This is a genomic window from Photobacterium sp. WH24 (genome assembly GCF_019204055.1).
GTDB classification, from domain to species: Bacteria; Pseudomonadota; Gammaproteobacteria; order Enterobacterales; family Vibrionaceae; genus Photobacterium; species Photobacterium arenosum.
In genome coordinates this window covers 163,847-182,790 of the sequence record NZ_JAGSOZ010000008.1, presented here as the reverse complement: position 1 = coordinate 182,790, position 18,944 = coordinate 163,847, and the positions used below count along the sequence as shown (strand labels likewise).

14 protein-coding genes are annotated in these 18,944 nt (G+C 52.5%); 5 read left to right on the top strand and 9 right to left on the bottom strand.

Translation table 11 applies throughout. The features are described from left to right. Nucleotides 1–2 precede the first annotated feature (2 nt). The 8 genes from KCG43_RS11920 to KCG43_RS11885 are packed head-to-tail and all read right to left on the bottom strand — an operon-like array spanning nucleotide 3 to nucleotide 6,983. On the bottom strand, nucleotides 3–923 hold the full coding sequence (locus KCG43_RS11920) for a type II secretion system F family protein (RefSeq protein WP_218385086.1): 921 nt from the start codon (nucleotides 921–923) through the stop codon (nucleotides 3–5). Then, nucleotides 917–2,242, bottom strand: coding sequence for a CpaF family protein (locus tag KCG43_RS11915; RefSeq protein ID WP_255558011.1), 1,326 nt, complete (start codon nucleotides 2,240–2,242; stop codon nucleotides 917–919). The genes KCG43_RS11920 and KCG43_RS11915 overlap by 7 nt, the downstream gene beginning before the upstream one ends. Further along, nucleotides 2,242–3,387, bottom strand: a complete 1,146-nt coding sequence (locus tag KCG43_RS11910) for a P-loop NTPase (RefSeq protein ID WP_218385084.1) — start codon at nucleotides 3,385–3,387, stop codon at nucleotides 2,242–2,244. The genes KCG43_RS11915 and KCG43_RS11910 overlap by 1 nt, the downstream gene beginning before the upstream one ends. Nucleotides 3,388–3,391: 4 nt before the next feature. Continuing rightward, nucleotides 3,392–3,964: a hypothetical protein gene (locus KCG43_RS11905; protein WP_218385083.1), complete on the bottom strand. Its 573-nt coding sequence runs from the start codon at nucleotides 3,962–3,964 to the stop codon at nucleotides 3,392–3,394. Nucleotides 3,965–3,978: 14 nt separating this feature from the next. Beyond that, nucleotides 3,979–5,352: a type II and III secretion system protein family protein gene (locus tag KCG43_RS11900; RefSeq protein WP_225445204.1), complete on the bottom strand. Its 1,374-nt coding sequence runs from the start codon at nucleotides 5,350–5,352 to the stop codon at nucleotides 3,979–3,981. Between the two features lie 30 nt (nucleotides 5,353–5,382). Further along, entirely contained in the window at nucleotides 5,383–6,309 is a 927-nt protein-coding gene (cpaB, locus tag KCG43_RS11895; RefSeq protein WP_218385082.1) for a Flp pilus assembly protein CpaB, read from the bottom strand. Nucleotides 6,310–6,340: 31 nt separating this feature from the next. Beyond that, nucleotides 6,341–6,790 (bottom strand): prepilin peptidase, encoded by a 450-nt coding sequence (locus KCG43_RS11890; RefSeq protein WP_192016293.1) that lies wholly within the window; start codon nucleotides 6,788–6,790, stop codon nucleotides 6,341–6,343. After that, nucleotides 6,783–6,983 (bottom strand): Flp family type IVb pilin, encoded by a 201-nt coding sequence (locus KCG43_RS11885; RefSeq protein WP_218385080.1) that lies wholly within the window; start codon nucleotides 6,981–6,983, stop codon nucleotides 6,783–6,785. Before KCG43_RS11885 ends, KCG43_RS11890 begins: the two co-directional genes overlap by 8 nt. Before the next feature lie 213 nt (nucleotides 6,984–7,196). Between KCG43_RS11885 and KCG43_RS21520 the strand changes: the two genes are divergently transcribed. Continuing rightward, nucleotides 7,197–10,217, top strand: a complete 3,021-nt coding sequence (locus tag KCG43_RS21520; RefSeq protein WP_218385079.1) for a DUF1566 domain-containing protein — start codon at nucleotides 7,197–7,199, stop codon at nucleotides 10,215–10,217. A 17-nt stretch (nucleotides 10,218–10,234) separates the two neighbouring features. Next, nucleotides 10,235–10,936, top strand: coding sequence for a DUF1566 domain-containing protein (locus KCG43_RS11875; RefSeq protein ID WP_218385077.1), 702 nt, complete (start codon nucleotides 10,235–10,237; stop codon nucleotides 10,934–10,936). Between the two features lie 286 nt (nucleotides 10,937–11,222). Here the strand turns inward: KCG43_RS11875 and KCG43_RS11870 are convergent, their stop codons facing one another. Next, nucleotides 11,223–13,226, bottom strand: a complete 2,004-nt coding sequence (locus tag KCG43_RS11870) for a replication initiator protein RctB domain-containing protein (RefSeq protein WP_218385075.1) — start codon at nucleotides 13,224–13,226, stop codon at nucleotides 11,223–11,225. Nucleotides 13,227–14,516: 1,290 nt separating this feature from the next. On the opposite strand from KCG43_RS11870, the gene KCG43_RS11865 reads away from it, so the two are divergent. The 3 genes from KCG43_RS11865 to KCG43_RS11855 all read left to right on the top strand — a co-directional run bounded on the left by KCG43_RS11865 (nucleotide 14,517) and on the right by KCG43_RS11855 (nucleotide 18,925). Further along, a complete protein-coding gene (locus tag KCG43_RS11865) occupies nucleotides 14,517–15,734 on the top strand; it encodes an AAA family ATPase (protein ID WP_192016141.1) in 1,218 nt (405 codons plus the stop codon). 3 nt (nucleotides 15,735–15,737) lie between these two features. Further along, nucleotides 15,738–16,715: a ParB/RepB/Spo0J family partition protein gene (locus KCG43_RS11860; protein WP_218385073.1), complete on the top strand. Its 978-nt coding sequence runs from the start codon at nucleotides 15,738–15,740 to the stop codon at nucleotides 16,713–16,715. Nucleotides 16,716–16,825: 110 nt separating this feature from the next. After that, nucleotides 16,826–18,925 carry a tRNA(Met) cytidine acetyltransferase TmcA gene (locus tag KCG43_RS11855; RefSeq protein WP_218385070.1) on the top strand — a complete coding sequence of 700 codons (2,100 nt, stop codon included), beginning with the start codon at nucleotides 16,826–16,828 and terminating at the stop codon, nucleotides 18,923–18,925. The last annotated feature ends 19 nt before the right edge of the window (nucleotides 18,926–18,944 follow it).

Sequence of the window (18,944 nt, the reverse complement as noted above, 5' to 3'; positions counted from 1 at the left end):
AATTAAGCCTTTATCTGGGTCAGGCGGCGGATGAGCATCAGCCCGAACAAAATACTGCCGATCACATAGCCGACCACCATCTGGCCCTGCACAGTCATCATCAGATAATCGAAATGTTCCCGTCCGGCACTGAACAGCACCAGTACGATAAGAACCGGTAGCGCCGCCAGCACTTTGGCTGAGCTGCGCGATTCCGACGTAATACTGGCCACACTGGCTTGCAGTTCTTTACGTCCGCGCAGGGTATCGCCAAGCTGATTCAGTACCTCAGACAACCGGCCACCGGTTTCCTGCTGCAAGCTCAGCACTACGGTAAGGAAGCGAAACTCTGCCACCGGCATTCTGGCTGACGCTTTGGCCAGCACGTCGGTAAGCGGCTGGCCGACACGCAGCTCGTCATGCATCTGCCCGAACAGGCGGGATACCACGGCACGTTGATCCTCCGCTTCCCCGTACTGATCGGCGATCACCGCAAAGGTATCAGCCATTGGTGCGCCCACACGCACCGCCCGGATCATACCGTCGATCACTTCCGGCAGCTGATCACGAAAAGCATCCAATGCCTGTTGCTGCAACTGATGATAAACAACCCAGACGCCAAGCGCGGTCACAGACAGCGAAAGACTCAATGCGACAAACCAGGTCATGCCGTTGACCGTCAGCAGCAGCGTGATCGCCACCACAGCCGCGGGGACGGCACGTTGCCAGAATTGCACACGTTTCCCCCCCAGCACGGTCGCCATGGTCAGATACCATTCAGGCAAAGTGCGCGTTTCCTGCTGAGCGGGTGCACGAAACTGGCTGTAGCGCTGCGCCTGTTGCTGCCAGCATTCCCGCTGGCGATAAGCCTGCCACCACAAGCCGAGGATCATCAGCCACACCGACACCACCAGCAGGCTTAGCAGCACTGTAATACTCAGCATACTGCCTCTCCTTGCTGGACAAGCGGCAGACTGCAGACGCTCATGGCCTGATCCAACCCGGACTGCGCGGCTTTTTCCAGCAGCGCCTCCGACATCCCGCAGGCATCAAACTCACCCTGGATACAAGAGTGATCAACATGCTGATAGCGAAAACGGAAGATCGGCTTCATCTGAATCGCGCCCTTGCTGATCCCGGCCACTTCGCTGATGGCCGTGATCCGACGCTTGCCGTCCCGCATCCGTTCAAGTTGCACCACCAGATCGACCGCACTGACAATCTGGGACTGAATAATCGATTCTGACAGCTTTTCTGCGCCCATCTGCAGCATATTCGACAGGCGGATCATGGCATCTTGCGGGTTATTGGCATGCAGGGTACAGAGGGAGCCATCATGGCCGGTATTCATGGCCTGCAGCATATCGAACGCTTCCGCCCCGCGTACCTCGCCAAGAATGATGCGGTCCGGCCGCATCCGCAGCGCATTGCGTACCAGAGCACGAATGGTCACCTCGCCTTTCCCTTCCGCACTTTCATTGCGGGTTTCCAGCGGTACCCAATGCGGCTGATCCAGCGACAGCTCGGCAGCATCTTCAATGGTCAGGATGCGCTCGTCATCACCAATATGCTGGCTGAGGGCATTGAGCAGCGTGGTTTTCCCCGAACCGGTTCCGCCCGATACCAGAATGTTAAATCGCCCTTTAGCGGCCAGGGCCAGAAACTGAGCCATGGCCGGCGACAGGCTCTGGTTCGTGACCAGTGCGTCCAGTGTCAGGCGGCTGGCCGGAAATTTACGGATAGAAATGGTCGTGCCGTGCAGTGCCAGCGGCGGGGCAATAACGTTTACCCGGCTGCCGTCGGCCAGCCGGGCATCCACCATAGGCGTCGACTCATCCACCCGACGCCCCACAGCGTTGACGATCCGCTGCGCCACATTCAGAACATGCTGTTTGTCGTGAAAACGGATCTTGGTTCGCTCCAGCTTGCCATGTCGCTCGACATACACATTGTGCGGACCGTTGACCAGGATATCGGAGACACTCGGATCATCGAGCAGCGGCTGGATCGGCCCGATGCCGATCATCTCATCCACCATTTGTCTGGTCAGCAGTGCCAACTCGCCACTGTTATAGGGCAACAGTTTTCTGGCAGCTATCACGTGCAAAGCATCGCTGACCTTGAGCGCCAGCGCCTGAGGCGACAGCTTGGCAGCCACCGACGGTTCAACCTGCTGATAGAAGGCTTCTCTGGCCTGCTCTGACATCGTCAGCAGTTCCTCTTCCTGCATCGCAAGCGCTGGCGGGGTATGTTTACCAAACATTATGCCGCACTCCGTTTCACGGCAATGGAAGCACCGCCACTGATCACTGTCTGAGTCAGCTTTCTCAGCTGTTTAGCCAGCTTACCGCCCACGCAGGACACTGGCTGACCTGATTGCTCCGATTTCACCACAGCAGCGGCATCAAACGGCAGTGTCATCAGGGTTTGTAATCCTGACGCCTGCGCCATTTCGGCCTCAGGTACCCGGCTGGTTTTCGTCCGGCACTGGTTAGCCACCAGCAGACGACGCTGATGCGTGCTGGCCTGCCGGAACTGCCATTTATTCAGCAGCCGCATTGCACTGAGACTGCTGTCATGCAGTATCAGGCACAGATCGGCCTGCGCAGCCAATGCACGCCAGGCCGGATCGCGCAGGTCAGGCACATCGACCACCACAGTGCTGTAATGGCCGGCAACCATAGCCACACTGCTGATAACCTCCTGCGACAATTGGGCAGGAGAGTCCTGAACCCCGTCCTGGCTGTAAAACAGGTGCAAGCGTTCACTGACCTGATGGGCCGCATGGCTCAATAATGTGTCATCCAATCGCTCGGCCTCAGTAAAAATTGAGTGCTGGATATGCTCATAATCAACCCCCAATAAAATGGGGTGCTGGCTGTGATAAGTGTTGAGATCAACCAGCGCAACGTGCTGATGATGTTCATCTGCCAGCAGCCAGGCCAGATTGGCCGCGACGGTACTGGTGCCGACACCGCCTCCTGAGCCCACAACAGCAATCACTCGGCCGCGGCGCAGAGGCGCCGTTGCAGGGCGATCCACCATGGCCAGCAAACTCAGGCGCAGGGCATCCGCATCCAGCGGTGTTGCATGGTAATCGCTCACTCCCAGCTGCATCAGACGGCGGTAGACATTCAGATCCTGCCGCTGGCCAAGCACTACCAGTTTCATCGTTGGCGGGCAACACTGCGCCAGCCCGGATAGGTCAGACTCCAGCTTGCCACAATCACCGGCATCCACGATAAGCACATCGGGTGCGCCTTGATTCAGGCAGTAATCACAGGCAGCCTGCATATCGCCCTCCCGGACTGTCATTACCACATCCGGGAGCTGCTCACCGATTAAGTTCAGGCTGTGGCGGCTTGCGTCAGTGAGGACAAAGGCCACCAGTTGCTGTTGTTTACGCATGACTTTACTCCCCTGTTGTGCTCTGGCTGCTGGCATGTTTGATCTTGTCGTCATAAAGACGCTGCACGGCCCCTACATCGAGCGCGCTGGATGTCACTTCGTACTCCGCACCTTCGAACCAGTGAGCTGTGGTTGTCATAGCCCGGAACTGATTGCGTTTCAGTAAACAGGTATTCATCGATACCTCGGCCGGCCCCTGCTGATAACGGCAGGTATGCGGCTGCAACGTCACCGTCAGAGCAACCTGGTATCCGGACTGGTTGGCAGGATGATGCTCCACCAGGGTTGGCATCGCCAGTTGCTGCTGCAATACAACCGATAACTCAAGTGATTGGCGCGGCTCAGCCGGACCGGTGATTGTCACCCTGAGTATGCCGTCTTCCAGCCGCTCAGCCAGCGGGCGCAGAGCAGCCTGCAACGAGGGTTGCAATTGCGCGGCATTCACCCGATAAGTGGCGGTTTCCAGATAGTTTTCAGTCGTCTTCTGGCTGTCGTTCCAGTTGTCCAGCCGATCGACACAGCCCGTCAGCGCCAAAGCCGTGAGTGGCAGCAGCAAAGATCTTGCATTCAGTTTCATAATAAATCCCAGAATCAGTAGCTATAGCCGTACTGGCCGAACAGCGTTGCCTGTCCCTGTACAGCAGGGGCTTGCATGTCGCCAAAATCACTGAAGAAAAGCCGTTCAAACCGGCTTGGCGGGCGGTAGAAATCCAGCGGTGTGGCCAGTTCAAGCGGGTTACTGGTCGGCTCGACCAGACGGGCCGTCGCTATAATCACCAGCTCGCTTTCCCCTTCCTGGTAAGTGGTACTGCTGAAAAACGGCGCCAGAAATGGTATTTCTCCCAGCACAGGCAAAGCTTCAACATTCTGATCGCGGTAAGTGCGTACCAGACCCGCCAGCGCAAAGCTCTGGCCATCGGCCAGCTCAACCGTGGTGGTGGTGCGGCGGGTTTCGATCCCCGGTACCACGACACCGCCAATGGAGACACTGTTTTCACGGCTCAGAGTGGACACTTCCGGTGAGACCGTCAGACTGATGCGTTTATTGCTCAGCAGGGTTGGTGTCAGTCCCAGTGAGATACCAAAGTTCTTGAACTCGATTTCCGGGCCATCGTCACCGTTACCGACAGGAAACGGAAACTCACCGCCAGACATAAAGGTCGCCGCCTCACCAGATTTGGCCGTCAGATTGGGTTCAGCCAGCACAGTCACCAGGTTGTTCTGCACTAACGCATCAATAATGGCGTCAATTTTGACCGTATCTCTGCCAATCAGACTGTTGTCTGCCGGCGTGGGATACAGATTGCCCGGCGACACACCCAACTGCAGATATTTACCTATTGCACTCCAGCGCATCCCCAGCTGTTCGCTGGTGGAGCGTTCCATTTCGATGATACGGACAGAGATGTTGATCTGATCTGAACCGGCCAGACGCAAGCGATTGACCACATGAGGATACTGGCCTTCGCCCCCGCCGGGTACAGCGTCTTCCGGCCGCTCGTTGGTGGAACGCTCACGCCCCTGCGAAAGCGGTTCCTGGCCGTTGGTCGCAAACAGACCTCTGGCAAAGCCGGCAGACATAGACAAAATATCGTGTGCCTGCTGGGCACTGATCACTTCGCCGGCAACTACTATCGCTTTGGAGGTGTATTGAAAGTCTAATGGCGTGTCGGGATAGGCACGCTTTGCCGCTTGTTCCAGCGCGGTAAGATCGGCCTCCACACGCACGTCAAAATGGCCCAGGGTCTGTCCCTGATGACCAGTGATCACCAGATCTGTTTTACCCACGGCTATGCCGTGTACCAGCAGGTGCTGCTCTGACGGGCTGTGCAATTTGGCCACATTCCCGTTGGCGATAAACACATCTTTCACCGGCTGGTCAAAGCGCAACAGGCGGGACTGATCGGGTTTGAGCATTAACGGTTGAGCTGCCTGAGCAACAGTGCTCAGGAGTGCAAATAACATGAATGAGATACAACGCATGACACACGGGCCTTAATTGGAGGAACCGGATTTATCGGCTTTATCAGCATCGGAATCGTTTGCCGGCTTACCGTAGGCAATACGAACCCCATGCGTGGGAATGGCTTTCGGATTATGGTTTTGCGAGACCTGCTCGGCCCAAACCACGGCTTGCTCTGTTGCCGCCATGCTGTCGAGAGCAGGGCGTCGACCACGAAGCACCAGCGACAGTTCGCCAAGTTTGTTGGCCAGCAACAGCCGGGCCGCTTCCTCGGGCAACAACTCGAAAGTTACATTCACCAGATCAAACTGTTGCTGACCTTTAGCAGAGGCGCCACGCTGACCGAGATCAATCAGTTGCGCTTCAATAGCCAGTAGCTTGATATCTGACAGCACCTGCTCGGCAGACAGGCCGGATACAGCTTCGTCACCCACCAGTTTGCCCGCATTACTGTTATTGCTGGTCAGAATGACATCGACCCGGTTTCCCGGACGCAGCAAGCCGTGACTGACCGCTTCCGGTGTCAGTGCCAGGGTCACGGCACGGGTGCCTGGCGCCATCATGGCGGAAAGATAATGGCTCTGCTCCGGGCGTATCACGTCTTCTGCCGACAAGATCTGCCCGGTTTGCAGTGAACGGGTGATCAGGCTGCCGGACAGGTTTTTAGACTGAATAAATCCCTGCAGGAACAGACCCGGCAGGTTCCCTTCATCGGATGACGGCAAATCCGCCCAGCGCAAGTCTTCCTCGCGCAGCAAAGCTCCCGCCTGCAGCGGATGTGCCGCTACCAGAATCCGGGCACGGTTTTGCACCGGCTCGGCACGGTTTCGTTCGGTGGCGTTATCGGCCTCCGCAGCCCGTGCCTGCTCTGAAGGCGACTCAGCTGGCTGAACCCAGACAACAGCAAGGGCTGCCAGCAGCGCTCCTGACGCTATGACAAATAACAGAAATTTTTTCATGATAAGAACTCTCCGGGATTGATTCAGCCCGTCATGGAAAGAGGATCAAAGGCGTCGACATCAAGGCTCCCAGTGTAATGGCAACCCCGTAAGGCACAGTGCGTACGGCTGGGTAAGCCGGCTTCCAAGCCAGCAACAAGCGGTTTCGTGCCAGATACGCCAGACTCAGCACTCCGCCTGACAAAGCCGTTACCAGCAGACATTCCGGCCAGTGGTCCTGAGCGGCGTACAGGCAGACTGCCAGCAGCTTGCTGTCCCCGGCTCCCAGCCACCCTTTTGCGTATGCGGCCAGCCCGAGGATCAGGCAGGCTATTGAAACCAGCACATTCATCAGGCTGAAAGGCACCAGCAGCACGGACAAGATCAGCAGCACAACTATGGTGACATTGGGAATCCGGCGCTCAGTCACATCAGTAACCACCAGCCAGGAGAACATCAATGCCGCCAATCCCTGAGCGACGACTATGCCGGTATCAGCCATTTTCACCGATATTCAGATCTTTAATGATCGCCTCAAACTTTGCCTTCAGTGCGGTAACGAAAACACCGTCTGAGCCAAAGATTGCCAGAATACCGGCGGCCAGCCCTGCTGCCAGGATGCCGTATTCAATCGCCGTTGCCCCCTGTTCATCTTTCAGATACCGCTGAATTAACTTGGCCGGAAACACTTTCATTATTCACTCCATCAATAGGTTAAAAAAACAGACGCGAATGATATTGATTATCAACATCACTTTCAATAGTATCTCCGCCGATTAAGTAAAAAATCGCTAAATAACTGCAACTAAAGAAAAAAATAGAGTCACTTGTGACACAAAGCTCCAAATAGGCAGCGTCTTTGATAGCTGAGTCAAGCCGGAACACCAGAAGGAAGGAAAACAACTGAAGTGAATATTCATAGTAAAGATAGATTTAAGGTATTGATCAGCGCAGCGCTGGTTGCCGGACTGAGCGGCTGCAATATCGAACCGGTGCGAGACGGTAGCGAAGGACAGACGGGGTCACCCTCTGCGTTGTTACCGAATCAGCCTGACTCAGGGTCTGACACGGGAGGCACAGTCAGCCCGCCCCCGCCGGTCCAGCCCGATCCCACACCGGATCCGGCACCCAAGCCAACTCCGGATCCAACGCCAGACCCGACGCCGACCCCGGATCCTGCGCCCGAACCTGTCACCACCATCACTTTATCCGGTGCTGTTCTGGGGGATCGCGGCCAGCAGTACACTGTCAGTCTGAGCGATGGTAAATCTGAAGTTAAGACCCGCACCGCTGAAACCGGCGGTTATCAGTTCGAATTACAGCTGCGGCAATGGCAACGTCAGTCATCGTTAAGCCTGACGGCCACAGACATTGATAATCCCGGCATGGTTTTCCGGCACACCCTGCCCAATATCGATAGTCTGTTACTGCTTGATGGTGATAATAATCAACTGATCGATAATCAGGAATTGCTGCCGCTCGCCCTCTCTCCGGCCAGTATTGCCTTTGACGCTGTCGCGCAGCACCTGCTTGGACGCAGCGCACTCAGTCAAAGTGACAGAGAAGCCGCCAAGCGGCAGATGGCCACGCATGCCACGCTTAACCAGGCTTTCGTGCGCGACCTTGCACAGCTGCTCTCAGAAACGCAGGCTAAACCTGCCGACAGCGATGTTTCAGCCCTGCCGCTGCTGGGATTAACGCAAACGCAGCTTACCGCTCAGCTGGTGGGCGCCAAAGCTGCCACTCCAAACCTCTCGCTGGGCGAGCTGTATGGCCAATTGGCAGATACACGTCAAATCACACTGCCGGCAACAGCTGAAGCTCAGTTGGAAGCCAGTTTTACTGCAGGGCAAACCCTGAACACCCTGAGCGCAGCATACCGCTGGCAGGAATCTTTCTATCCGGTCTATACACTTCGCCTGAGCGGGGCTTTTCCGGCAGAGCTGACAGACGCCAGAGTCAGTGTTCTCATTGGAGCCAAGCCCAATGACGACACCCGGGGTGAGTATTATTACAAACCAGAGCGTCCTCACCGGGTTATTCCCTTGATGCTGACAGATGACACTGGCCGTCAGACCCACAGAGTAAACGTCAAGGGTCAGCAGCATTACACCCTGACCGTTCGCCTCCATGACACCGCTGACGGATTCAGCCAGTGTGCTCCCGGCTTCATCGGCGAGTCCTGGGAAGGTAAAATGACAGACGACAACCTTCAGGATTTACTGACCCTTCAGATTACCGATCACAGTTCCAATGTTGAGCTTCGCTCGGTATTGGGGCCGCTTTGTGAGCTGATAGCCCTTGATTCCAATCAGGACGGTACCCTCGATAGCAGCGAGTATGCCCGCACCAACATAGGGTACATTTCGTCTGCTCAGGAAGTGCTGCTAAAGAAGACAACTCTGGCCAGCTACGGCTCATTTATCGACTGGAAGCCGCTGAGTATTGCGGAAATTGATGCGCTGATGACGCCATTCCCGCGCCAGCAAACTGAGCTTCTGGCCGCTTTCGCCGCCCTTCAGGCGAAGCAGTCACTGTTCAGTGAACCCGTAGATCTGATTGAAAGCGCAAGTTTTTATCAGGATCTGCTGGGGCTGGTCGGTATTAACATGCAGGCAGAGTACAGTATTGTCTCAAACAGTAATCAGATCCCTCAGCTGAACATTCTGCAATCCCTGATGGGAGAAAACGCGGGGCTGGCTCAGTTGCTGATCAATCACCCTGATAACAATATCTCGCACATCCTCAAAGCGGCCACCAGCCTGTTAGCCGATTCCACCCCCGATCAAGCCTACTTTGACAATCAGCCGCCACCAGGACGCTGGGTGCAAGTGTACCCGAACAGCCATCTGTCCCCCATCTGTCAATCCAGCGGGCTGGTCAGCTACGATCAGGTCACAGGCATTGCTATCGTCGGTCAGGGGGTGGACAGCACCTCTGGTCAGCACTGGGTTACGCTTGACTGGCAGGAACAGGATTACGTGAGTGAATATACGCTCGGCTGGGATACAAAGCCCTTTACCGCCATCACTGATGCCGCCAATCGCCAGCAAACCAGCCGCACCCGGGCAACCGTAAGCGGACTGGATAAATGGCAGACGTACCGCATTCGTATCGGAACACCGGGTGGCAGCCTGAGTGCAGAGCTGCAATACACCCCGGGGCGTATCCATCTCAATGATACCCGGATCACCCAGGGCATTCTCGGTGACGACAGCACCCGTGGGCGCGACACCCAGAATCAGTGCGATCCGTTAAGCGGGCTGGCCTATAACAGTAACCGGGACGGTGAGTTGGGGGCTCGTTATATCAAGTTGGATACAGAAGGAAAACGCCTGCCACGTCAGGATCTTGCCTGGAAGCAGCTCAAATTCAGTTGCGTGGCTGACGCTAATACCGGCCTGATCTGGGAAACCAAATCGGCGACGGATCTTGAGCACCCCAGCCTGCACGATGATCTGTACTATTTTTCCTTTGACGGCAAAGACAGCAGTACTCCTTTTAACGGCACCTGTTACAACCCGGACACCGGAAAACTGGCTTCAGATCGTACCCAGTGCAGTGCGGCTAACCAGGTGACTAAAGTCAACGAAAGCAAGCTGTGCGGACTGAGTAACTGGCGACTGCCCAGCCAGCAGGAAATTTACGGGATCATGAACCTGCAGGGCGATCAGTCAACCGCACTGGACAGAAGCTACTTCCCGAATATCAGCGGATTAAAAACCACCTATTTCAACTGGAAAGATGATCAAGATAAAAGCCGGCATGAAACTATCTATCACGGTTTCTGGACAGCCAATCAGCATCCGCTAGCTGCAGAAGCGCTGACGCGCACCGTCAGGCCGTTGAAGCAACGTGGGAATGCACTGACACCAAACCAGCAGCCGCACATGATCATGCTGGTCAGCGATGGCTTTAGCGCGCAATAAACAACAGGGACATCAAGATGAAATCGATAAGCATACTGATTGCGACTCTAGTAATGACGTGCGCCGCGCAGGCCAGTGACAATATTCAGACGGCCTGTAACGCAAATTACACCCCGCCATCCGGGCGCTTTACTCAGGCAGTGCTGACAACCACTGCAGGTCCGCTCAAAGTGGTGAATGACAAGCAAACCGGGCTGCAGTGGCAATTCTGCTCATTAGGTCAGCTACTCAGCGGGGATCAACTCAGTTGTCAGGGTGATCCTGAGATAATAGACAAAGATGCAGAGGCCAATGCCCATCTGGCCAAACAGGCGGTGATCGTGAGTAACGAGAACAGCCGGCTGGGTGAAACCGCTCATCCCTGGCGAGCTCCTGATGTGAACGAACTGTTAAGTATCTACAATAACCAGTGTTCGCCTGCCTTGTATCCGGCCTTCAGTTATCCGTCTAAAACACTGGCAGAGCTGCAAACCCTGAAAGAGGCTGGTAAATTTGATCCGCTCTATCATAGGTTTGTGAGCTACTCAGAGCTGTATTATCTCACCGACAGCTGGGGCACAGATGGGCGCTATGCCTTTGTGTCGTTCAGCAACCTGAACCTTCCCCTGCTCACAGCACTGAATAATGATCCCTGGGGTGGGCCGGAGAAAAGGAATGCCAGTTATCACGATTACAATATCTGGGGAGGGATGCTAAGGCTGGTCCGTGAAATCCCTTAGCTTCAATATTTATGCCGTGTCCTCAGGGGCATGGCATAGTCCGTGACCTGAAAAACAGATAAAAAAAAGCGAGCCGGGACGGGCTCGCAACAAACTCACATATTGCATTTTCGAGAGACTCACAAGATAACTGACCCGCCATCCTTGCCAGGGGTTACCTTTCTCATCGAAAGGGACAAAGGTTATATCAAGATTCATTTTGGCTTTTTTTGTGCACCTAATGTCATCGTAATGTCAAAACATATTGATTTGACTCAGATTTGACTGAAATCTTTGATCTTGCTTCCTATCTGCCGCTGGCAATATCATCTAGCGCCGTCAGTACCTGGTCATTAATGTGTCCTTCGTACACTAACTTACAGACCTTACGGCGTACGGCTAATCCTGAGATCAGCTTTTCTATCGACAGATGGCGCTCATCATGCTGACTGTTAAACAGCTCAACCGTTTTACTCAGGATTTCGTATGGCATCACCTCACCACTGACACGCAGCCAGTCAAGCTTGTCCATAAAGGCCTGGCACTCTTCAGTAATCACGCTGACAGGATGACCAGACATAGCAGACAGCGCTGTGATACTGCGTTGCAAGGCCTCCTGAGAGGTATACTTCGACAGTACTATGGTTAACTCATCCGCATTGATCTCGACCAGGTGCTTTCGCAATTTAACCCGTCGCCCCAAGCGGCCCTTGGGACGCCCTTCTTTGCGTTGGATCGGTTCAAACTCGCCGTCAATGATCTCAGACAACTGCTCCAGTTCCTGGCGGGGCAGGATCTCATTGCGCAGCGGGTTGGGCATAGTGGGGGCCATGGATCGCTTGCCTTCATTGTGCATCTTGGCCCGGGAGAAACGGATCACTTCATCAGCATCGCATTTGATCTCAATATTATAATCCTGATAGCGCGATGCCTTGCCTTCTGCCGGGCTGATCGTCAGGTGATAGCCCCACAGATTGACGGCAAATAACGACTCCGTCACTTTACCTTCAGCCAGCTTTTTCAGCTCGCGGATCAAATCGGTAGAGAAACGGCGCCATTCAATGTTACGGGCCAGTTTCTGGTTCAGCTCGCTCAGCAGCATGCTGTCATGGCCACGGCGCGACATCCGGCTGCGGAAGAAGGTATATAACTGGAAGACCAGAGTATGCTGGCGAAGAATCTCTGGCGGGAACAGGAAAAAATAATCCCTGGTCAGCAGCTCTTCAAAAAACGAAGGCTCCCAGACCAGAATGTACAGATTCGGTTTAATGCGGATTTCGCCATCTTCGCCTTCCTGCGGTGCTTCTTCCGACGCGGTTATGGTCCGGGCCAGAAAACGAAAACGATCACTTTTAAAACCTTCCGGCATGTTCTCGCTTAACCAGCGACCAGTCAGTTCATGCAGCTGAAAATCGGTAAACTCGATCCTGTCTATGCTTTCACGGATCGAATCACGGGCCGGGCCGCTGTCTTTTTTCCCGCGCAATGCCAGAATATCTGTGATGTAAATCGGTGTTTTATTGCTCATGTGCCGCGATTGCAGCTCGTAATCCGACAAATGATGATCATGATATTGCACCGTCAGGGTAAACAGCGCGAACAGCGTCATCATGTCGTCTACTGTCATGATCGCTTTCGATGATCGTGTTTCAATAATTGCGCGTGTGCCAGATATTGCTACCATAGATTTTTGATAGCTTTTCTTGGTGCGTGGCGGCGCCAGTGCCTGATCAATAATCCCTGCCCAGCTGGTGGGTGAAACAACAATCTGATCGGCTTCGTCGGGCATCATAGGCGGCGTGCCCAGGCCATATTCGTTCAATAACCGTTTATTGACCTGGTTCTGTGCCAAAGCTTTAGAACGTTTTTGTTTTTCTTGTTCTTTACTTTGAGCAGACTGCAGGCTGGCAGTGCCCAGCTGAGAAACCAAAAGAGCAGGATTAATGAAGTGATGCAGCATGGTCTTGCCTGCCAGCCCTTCTTCGAAGCGTACCGGTTGCTGGTTGAATAAACCAATACTCACAGCCGCACGTAAGCGTTGCTGGATGGCTGCACGGGTAAGCTGACCTTCAGTGGCTTCCACCAGTTCCGTGGTTGACACTATGCCGTCCTGACTGGACAGGCCACGTAAAGAGATCAGGTTCAGCAATTCAATAATGCTTCGGGTTACCCCTTTGAAGTGTTGATATTGAGGTAACCAGTCGACAAGCGCGTTGGGAATGGCAAACAAGTGTCCGTCTTTGTGTGATCGGGGAGCTGAGATCAGGATCTTTTCATCATATTTCTCATCACGTGTAACCGTAGCTTTCATTTGCCATTCGCCGTAAATTGACCATCTTTCCGGAAAGAATAATAAAAAAATACTGAGAAAGAAAGCTTTTTTTATTGAGGCTTTTTAATAATGATCTTTTTGATTTTAAAGATCTAATTGATAATGTGATCTTATGATCCAGGTAACAAAATTGCTATAACTCACTGATTACAAAAATATATTTTTTTACACGATCCGGAAGTATGATCAATGTGCTTTCGGAGTGGTGATCATGATTCTTCTGTAAGCATGATCAAACAAGGCCCAGAACCATGATCATTAATGTTCTGTAAGTATGATCAACGAAATATCAGAACTATGATCAATGTGTTTATACAGGTTATCCACAGAGTTATACCTGAGAGGTGCTCACCCGGTCATTAAAATCGACGGTTCACTCCCCTTTCTCGTGCTTTTTTCCTGTTCTCTGGTCCAGAACGATGATCAAGTATTCGCTTTTGAACTTGGCGTAATTCGTTTTTTACGCCTGACTCTTTCATGTTGCTGTTGATTTCATCGATTTCGGAAAGACAACCACCGTAATAACAGAGCGCTTTTATATGTGTCCGGTAATGGAAAAATGATCAAGCTGTCACTTTTGTCATTTCAACCTACTGATTGTGATGGTGGTTGGTGCAATCGCTGCCAATGGTAGGGATAGCAACCCGATTTGATTCAGGTATATCGGGCATTCACCGTAATTTAGCGGTACTTGACTATGCTTCCGCAGGTATTGAACTTGATCCCTGGTGAGGATCTTCATCTTGATCATTGATCCGATCTTTCCTTGTTTTAAGAGCACTGTTTTCAGCTTACTATTTCGCCTGCTTTCTCCTTGATCATTGTTGCGTAAACGGCAAATAATGCCTGAAGCATGATCAAGGTACAGTGCTCATTTTTACTCCATTATTCTAGCTGGCCTCGTGCTATCGTCTTTTTCGCTGCGTCTGTTCTGATCCATCAAGCCTATTTTGGTTTTTTACGGGTTGAAATGACAGTCACTGTAGATTAGCCATCTTTTTTCAGGCTTCCAGCCAAAATTGGGTTCATTTGCTTTACATTGTAAATTTGTGACGCTGTGACATTTTAATTTATGAGCTGTTATCTGAATCGTAACAGGTAGAAGTGACGCACCGGTTTGTAAGGATTTGGTCAATTCGTACGGCTTTTATCCGAATTGGCATGGTTTTTACTTGAGATCTTTATCACAGTGAAATGTTCAGCTTTTTGTTGTTTTTGTGTATTTATGTTGTACAATTTTGACAAATACTCTGTAGGGTGATGAACAAGATGAATCGGGTAGAAACAATAGAAAATTTGCTCAAGATAGCTGAGCAGACAAAACAGGTTCAGGCGGACCGAATTGAAATCGTGCTGGAAGAGCGCAGGGATGACCACTTTCCCTCTATGTCAAAAGCACTTATGGAGACCCGTTCTGGCCTGACCCGTCGTAAGTTAGATGAAGCGATTGCCCGGATGGAAGAAGCGGGACATCAATTTACTAAAAATAACGCCAATCATTACTCTATTACGCTAAATGAAGCACATATGCTGATGGATGCGGCAGAGCGCCCTGCTTTTCACGAGCGCCAAACCGGCAAGCGTAAGCCATGGGTGGTGAATGTGCAGAACCAGAAAGGTGGTACAGGCAAGTCGATGACGGCGGTTCATTTGGCGGCTTGTCTGGCCTTGGATCTGGATAAGCGCTATCGCATCTGCTTAATCGACCTGGATCCGCAAGGCTCTCTTCGTCTGTTTCTGAACCCGCAAATCAGTGTCGGCGATCAGGAAAACATTTATTCTGCGGTTGACGTAATGCTGGGAAATGTGCCGGAAGATCAGGCTACGGACAAAGCATTTCTGATGAATAATGTGGTTATGCCAACTCAGTACCCTAACCTGAAAACCATTGCGGCCTTCCCGGAAGACGCCATGTTTAATGCTGATGCCTGGCAGGATCTGGCTGTAAATCAGAACCTGGATATTGTGCAATTGCTGAAAGAGCGAGTCATCGATCAGATAGAAGATGAATTTGATGTCATCATGATTGATACAGGCCCGCACATCGACCCATTGGTGTGGAATGCGATGTATGCGTCAAATGCGCTGTTGATCCCTTGTGCGGCTAAACGTCTTGACTGGGCATCTACGGTGAATTTCTTCCAGCACTTGCCTACTGTGTATGAAATGTTCCCGGAAGACTGGCATGGACTGGAGTTTATCCGTTTGATCCCTACCATGTTCGAAGATGATAATAAGAAACAGGTCTCTGTATTAACTGAAATGAACTATCTGCTTCAGGAGCAGGTGATGATGGCGACAGTGCCCCGTAGCCGTGCTTTTGAAACCTGTGCTGATACCTACAGCACCGTTTTTGATCTGACGACTGCAGATTTTGAAGGTGGTAAAAAAACCTTATCGACTGCCCAGGACGCGATTCAGCGGGTTGGCCTTGAACTCGAACGCGTTATGCATAGTCACTGGGCCAATTTGAACCAGGAGAAATAACAGGTGGCGATTAAAACAAACGATCTGAATGCCCGTCTGTTTGGTAAAGCAGATAAGCGCCGTGCGACCACAGTGGCAGAGGCGCAAAGTGCGGCAAAAGATAAAGCAGCAGTTATTGAGCTGGCAGTTGCCGGTGAAACCACTGTGGCGTTTGAACTGGTAAAAGTGAAAGCCAGCGAGATTGGCGAACAGACTCAGGTGTTTGCTCAGAATGCCCGTGAGCAGGCATTTTTAAACGAACATGCCTTAGCCGATATTCTGACAACACTGAAAGACCGGGGACAACAATATCCGGCAGTGGGTCGTTGGCTGGATGACGGCCGCATTGAAGTGCTTGACGGTAGCCGGCGGCGGATGGCCTGTTTGCTGTCGAAACAGGATTTTCTGATTTATGTAGCCAAAGGCATAAACAGTGATCATGCCAAGTTTCTTTCTGATGTGGCCAATGCGCACAAGCCGCTGTCATTGTTTGAACGCGGCAAAGAAATGCAGGCTTTGCTGGCTAGCGGCAAAGTGGCTGATCAAAAAGCCTTGGCCCGGTTTTGCCAGTGCAGCGAAGCGCTGGTCAGCGGCGCGTTGAAAGCGGCCAGTTTGCCGATGGAGCTGTTAATGGCTTACCCGAGTGTGGGCGAATTAGGTCGGCCGACCATAGTTAAGCTGCATAAACTCTACTATTCACTGAATGATGAGCAGCAGAAAGCCTTTGTGAAGGAGCTGGCTCAGCAAGATAAACCTGTGTGGCAAAGTGTCGATGCACAGGGTATTACGCGTATTACCCGTGAAGTCACCAATCACATTGAGCATCTTGGCGAGGTCGTGCGTCCCAAAGTACAGCAGAGCAGTAAACCTCAGTCGGTTGAACTGGTGCGCGGGCAAGCAAGTTATGTCAGAGATGGTGACAGACTCCAGCTCAAACTGAGCAAGCTCTCTGAACAGCAAGCTGAACATATACTGGCTTATCTGGCCGATTACCTCAATTAATCGCATCTTTGTTATCTCTAAGCCACGTCTGATGACGTGGCTTTTTTTATTGTGCTTGGTAGTATACAGACCTGTTTCTTCTATCTATTGCTGCAGCATCAGAGGCCAGTATGTCTGAACTGTCTCGTTTCATTTCTGACTTAGTCAGTCGTGCAAAACAATCCCGTCATCGTTATCTGCTCTGCATTGAGAGTGAGCACAGTTGGGGGATCAGCACGGCTTTGCTTGCTCAGGCGCATTACTCTGACGGCCTGTGGCTGAGCGATAAGGCGCCGCCAAACGTGCCATCGGTATCGGCCAAAAAAGCTCAAGCCTGGTTAGGTCAGGACTGTGATTTTCTGACCGTAGATTTGCACCAGGGCTTAGCGATTGAGGCCATGGCCGCTTTGGCCGGCACCATACGTGGCGGAGGTCTTATGGTGATGCTGTTACCCGGCTCCAAAGACAGATCAAGCGATTGGCAGTCTCCCTTCATGCAGCGCTTTTTATCTCAGCTTTCCAGCCATCATGTACTGACGATAAAACCCGGGCGCGATGGCAAGATCAGTTTGCCTCTGTTGCCTGAAGCATCTGCGGCAGTTAGCGATATCGCTGAGCGGCCTTATGGGTGCCAGAGTGATGAACAGCTCAATGCTGTTGAAGCCATCCGGCGGGTAGTCACAGGCCACAGACGTCGTCCCTTGGTTATCACCGCGGATCGCGGGCGAGGAAAATCATCCGCTTTAGGTATCGCAGCGGGTATTCTGATGAAGGAGAAGCCTCGTAAGATACTGGTGACAGCACCTCGTCAGCGTAATGCCCAAACTGTATTTCAGCATGCGGCAAACGTCTTTGGGCTCGCTGCAGATTCGTCTTATCAGTTGCAACGAGATGGTAGTCAGCTTTGTTTTATTGCGCCTGATACCTTGCTGGCAGAGCGCCCTTCTGCGGATCTGCTTATCGTTGATGAAGCGGCGGCTATTCCTGCCCCGTTGCTGCAAAAGATGCTGTCGAGTTATTCCAGGGTGGTCTTCGCATCGACGATACATGGTTATGAAGGTACCGGACGGGGGTTCGCGATTAAGTTTACATCTGTACTGGATGCAATGACCCCGCAATGGCGTGCCTGCTCAATGACATCCCCTATTCGATGGGCTGCGGGCGATCCGCTGGAACATTGGCTTTTTGAGACCTTGTTGCTGGATGCCGAGCCGGCCTGTATTGCTGAACCTGTGTCTGTCGTGGATGTTCAGTATCAGCAGATATCGCCACTATGGCTGGCTGAGCGTCCGGACAGCTTATCCCAGTTGTTCGGCTTGCTGGTCAATGCACACTATCAGACCTCACCGAGCGATCTTAAGCAATTGCTGGACGGTCCAGACTTAGCTATTTTTGTCGCTCTGCAAGATGAGCTGATTGTAGGGTGTGTATTGCTTTCGTGTGAAGGTGGTTTCTCTGCTGAGCTTGCCCAAGCCATATGTCTTGGCCAGCGCCGGCCCAGAGGGCACTTGCTCGCGCAGTCTGTTGCTGCGTATCTTGGTCTGGCTGAGGCTGCCAGCCAGCATTGTGGACGTATTTTACGTATTGCTGTTCACGATAGTGCGCGCAAGATGGGAATAGGTTCGGCCTTACTGGCACAGGTTCAGGACTGGGCGGTGCATAAACAGCTGGACTTTTTGGGTACCAGCTTTGCAGCCAGCAGTGAATTATTGCCGTTCTGGCACAGCGCTGGCTATGTTCCAATTCGGTTGGGGATTGTTAAAGACGGTGCCAGTGGCTGTCATTCCCTGTTGTCTGTGCTGCCATTATCCGACGCGTCCTGGTCCTGGTTTGAAACGGCAACATGTTCCTTCTCGCTCAGTTTCCTGGCCCAGGCTTGCGAACAGTTTCGGCTGCTTGATAAAGCGGTTTTTTTGCCTTTATATTCCCAATGCCTGGCTCAAACGCAATTACCGCAGTTACCAAGCACGGCACAGCGCCAGTTAATGCACTTTTCTCAGGGAGGGCTTGGCTATGATTTACTCGTTGGCCAGTTGTCACTCTGGCTGCAACACGGACTTCAGTCTGGAGAGCTTACCGCTCAAAACGGTATTGATGTGATGTTGGCTAAAGTGATTCAGCGACAATCGTGGGCTGAATTGCAGGAGCAGTTTGGCTTTACAGGCCGTAAACAGGCAGAGCAGTTTTTGCGACATTTTGTTGGTCATGCGCTGCAATATCTCCCTCATTGATTACAATTTACAGTGTAAA